The organism is Phormidium sp. CCY1219, from assembly GCF_055795085.1.
In genome coordinates this window covers 1-3621 of the sequence record NZ_JAYFEQ010000890.1, presented here as the reverse complement: position 1 = coordinate 3621, position 3621 = coordinate 1, and the positions used below count along the sequence as shown (strand labels likewise).

Sequence of the window (3621 nt, the reverse complement as noted above, 5' to 3'; positions counted from 1 at the left end):
TCACTCGCGCGCGGGCTTGTTCGAGGCGGGCGCGGGCTTGGGCAATTTCTTGCGGACGATTACCGGCGCGCAGTTGGGCGAGTTGGGCGCTGGCGCGCTCGACTCTGGCTCTGGCTTGCATGACTTGGGCTTTGAGATCGTCGCTTTCCATGCTGGCGATGATTTGTCCGTCTTCTACGCGATCGCCTTGTTCGACGTAGAGTTGGGCGATTCGTCCTGCGGTTTTCGGGGAAAGGTTGACGCTTTGTATCGGGCGCACGGTACCGCTGGCTTGAATCCGCACGGTGAGGTTTTGGTTGTCTGCGGGGACGGTTAGGGTGGCGAGTTCGTCGGTTTTCGGTTGGGCGTTTTGCAGGGCAAAGTAACTGGTGGTGCCGATGCCTAATAATGCAACCGCAAGGAAGGCGATCGCAATGGATTTCCTGCGCCGCTTGGATTTAGATTTTTTTTCGGGCGGTTTCCCGGGCTGGGGGGGTCGTTTGTTATTTTTTTGTAGTTCTTTTTCTTGTTCTACGGTGGTTTGCCGTTGCATGGGCGTCCTCCTGATAAGTGGTGGGAGATGAGCCAATATGTTTTGCGCTGTTTTCACCCAAACGACAGTTCAAAAAGGGGGTCGGTTTTGGGATAAGCTATGTTATGGGTAGATTTAGGGACATGCCAGTTTTTTGCCGGGAGGATTGTGGAAGGGTTTGTTAAAGTGGCGCTCAAAACCGGGTTTAGGGGTTATGGTGTTCTTTTTCCCAGCGATCGCTCAACCTCGGCAATTCTCGCTCGAAAAACGCATGAAAATCCCGCAGTTCTTCTAGTCTGAGCCGATGCTCCGGTTTTTTGTCCTCCAGTAGTTCTAGTCCTTTTTCGGCAAGTTCCCGCAGGGCTTTAATCTGGGCGATTCGTTGCTCGATTAGTTCGGACCACGCACCCAGTTTGATGCAGTAATAGTCTCGACGCTCTCCCGGCAAGCTGAGTCGCTCGACAATACCTGTTTGGATTAACAAGCGAGTCATGGTGCTGATCGACCCTTTGCTGGCTTGCAACCCTTCGGCAAGTTCGGTAAGCGACTGATGTGGCGGATCGGCGATTAATAACCAGCCCAATATCCGCCCTGCCATTCTCGGTAAACCCATCAACTCGAATAACAGCCCGACTTCTTCCACAAAACGTTTGAGTTCAAACTGTCGCTGTTCGTTATTCAAGGTAGACATCCTGGGAATTGTCTTTTTATCTCTTTTCTCAATTCTAGCATTGTTTTAAACGTTCAGTATTTTCTGAACGAACTAAATTGTCGCGCCAGTTGTGGGGGCGATCGCAGTAGCAAACGGGAGAAGTGGCTCGAGTAGCTATTGACAAATGGGCAGAAATATGGTAAAGATTTTCGGTGGCGATACCTCTCGTTCCCTACAGTTCCCTAATTAAAGGGAGGTTCACCCTTTGCAATCTCACGGCGATACAGGTACCTGCGGGAAATTGGATTAATTTTTGAAAAATGGGATAAAATATTTTATTCATTAGTTTTACGGGTATTTTTGGCAAGCGAAGATAGGGAATACTCCTGTGAGTATTTTCCATAAAAATTGAATTCCCGTTAATTAATGTGAGTGAAATTATGTCTGGATGCTGTGGCGGGCAATTGATTTTTCTCGATTGGGCTTGGGGACAAAATTTTTATGCACCGATAAAGCAATCGATATTGCGGTGTTCGATGATGGGGAAAATTCGGTGAAAGCGCAGCAGAAATTTCCCGCCTCCATTCCAAGAATGATTGAGACGAGTCATATAGGCACACCAGTGGATGGTGAGGCCAAAAATTGGGACCAAAGCCCTTTTAGGCTAATGCCAATTGCCTAATTTTCCATGCTCAATTCGCTCATCCAGGCTCTAATACCCAGCGAGGGTCGAGGGCGATGGGCATTCCTTCCACATCATAGACCGTTAGCTCTGCAAAAGTTTCGATCCAAACGGTTGCCCCGCAATCGAGAGGCTTATTCGGTTGATAAACCAATCGACTTGGGCCGTGAATTTCCACCTCGGAACCCTTGGCCAAATTGCGAGAGCCGCGTTTCACCGAAACCACAGGTTTTTCAGTGGTTTGGTGCTTTTTGTTGTACGCGATATTGTGGCGATTGATGTGAATGTTGTAATTCGCGCAGTGCGGCTGGGTTGCCCAGCGGGGTTTTGGACCGCGCGTTCCCTTTTTTACACGGGGTTGTCCTTTATAGAGAGGAATGACCCAAGCGCGGGCGATTTTCCGCGCTCCTTGGATCCTTCCTTCTTCTAACCATCTTCGGACTCTTCGAGCGCAAACCTGCAAAAGAGTCGCCGCTTCAGTAGTTCCAACAAACATAGAAAAAACTATTCCGACTATCGGAATAGTTTAGCCCCAAAGGCGCGATCGCCGCAATACCCCCTTCCAGAAACTCCCCCTGGTCTCCTACTGGAGACCTCCTCGGGGGGAAATTATTGCCCAGTGCCCTCGGGTGGTACTTGGGGATGGTGTAAATCTTCCCCAGCCATAGCTCGTCTCAACCCGCGACGGACGACTGTTGCGATTGAGAAGCTCGCTTAACATCGAAGGTAATTTGGGTCAATCTTCCAAAGGTAAGATATTTTTTATAAAAAAAATAGGCAAAAATTCACAATATCGAGCGAACATTCTCTACAGTTAGTTAGAGATATTTTAAAACTCGCTCAAAATGGCAATTTTGGCTTGAAAACACTATATTTTAAATACAAAATAGTAACCGAAGAGACAAATAGGGGGGAAAGCTATGGTAGTGGCTACCACACCAGAAAAAGCTGTAAATATTGGTTCAACCAAACTGCTTATTAATAATGAGTGGATAGAAAGCGTTTCTGGCAAAAGATTTGAAACCATCGACCCTACGAATGGGGAAGTCATCTGCGATGTAGCCAAAGCAGATAGTGCTGATGTCGATCGCGCAGTGGAAGCAGCGCGCCGAGCGTTTACCAGCAGAGATTGGCCGAAAATGTCAGCCACCAAACGCGGCGAATTGCTCTACAAGTTAGCAGACTTGATGGAAGAGCATAAAGAAGAACTGGCGCGATTGGAAACTCTTGATAATGGTAAGCCATTAAGCGATTTTTTAAACAAGGATTTGACTTTAGCGATCGCCTGCTATCGTTATTATGCAGGTTGGGCGGATAAAGTACATGGTAAAACCATTCCCATCAACGAACCTTATTTCTGCTATACGCGACAGGAACCAGTAGGCGTGGTCGGGCAAATTATTCCGTGGAATTTCCCCTTGTTAATGCAAGCGTGGAAGCTAGCATCGGCTTTAGCAACGGGCAATACTCTTGAGCTGAACACTGCAGAACAAACACCTCTCTCGGCTCTGGGAGTGGGCGAGTTAATTGTAGAAGCCGGTTTCCCGTCAGGAGTGGTCAATATTTTACTGGGTTACGGACCGACTGCTGGGGCGGCGATCGCGCGTCACCCGGATATTAATAAAGTGGCTTTTACCGGTTCGACTGAGGTGGGTCACCTGGTGATGGAAGCAGCGGCGCAAAGCAATCTCAAGCGGGTTAGTTTAGCTTCTCGGCGGGAAGCCCCGCGCTCTACCCGTGCTTGGTGAGCGTCGGGATGAGAGCCAGGGGAAATGG

3 protein-coding genes and 1 pseudogene are annotated in these 3621 nt (G+C 48.7%); 1 reads left to right on the top strand and 3 read right to left on the bottom strand.

Going from position 1 to position 3621, the window contains the following annotated elements; all coding sequences use genetic code 11:
• The 3 genes and pseudogenes from AC0QH1_RS29300 to AC0QH1_RS29290 form a co-directional block, all read right to left on the bottom strand.
• Positions 1 to 532 (bottom strand): annotated as a pseudogene (locus AC0QH1_RS29300) (efflux transporter periplasmic adaptor subunit); the annotation flags it as partial.
• A 184-nt stretch (positions 533 to 716) separates the two neighbouring features.
• Entirely contained in the window at positions 717 to 1202 is a 486-nt protein-coding gene (locus AC0QH1_RS29295; protein ID WP_324634978.1) for a GbsR/MarR family transcriptional regulator, read from the bottom strand.
• A 662-nt stretch (positions 1203 to 1864) separates the two neighbouring features.
• The gene (locus tag AC0QH1_RS29290) at positions 1865 to 2341 is read right to left on the bottom strand and encodes a helix-turn-helix domain-containing protein (RefSeq protein WP_324634977.1); all 477 of its coding nucleotides are present in this window, start codon (positions 2339 to 2341) and stop codon (positions 1865 to 1867) included.
• 424 nt (positions 2342 to 2765) lie between these two features.
• On the opposite strand from AC0QH1_RS29290, the gene AC0QH1_RS29285 reads away from it, so the two are divergent.
• Positions 2766 to 3593: an aldehyde dehydrogenase family protein gene (locus AC0QH1_RS29285; RefSeq protein WP_324634976.1), complete on the top strand. Its 828-nt coding sequence runs from the start codon at positions 2766 to 2768 to the stop codon at positions 3591 to 3593.
• Positions 3594 to 3621 lie beyond the last annotated feature (28 nt).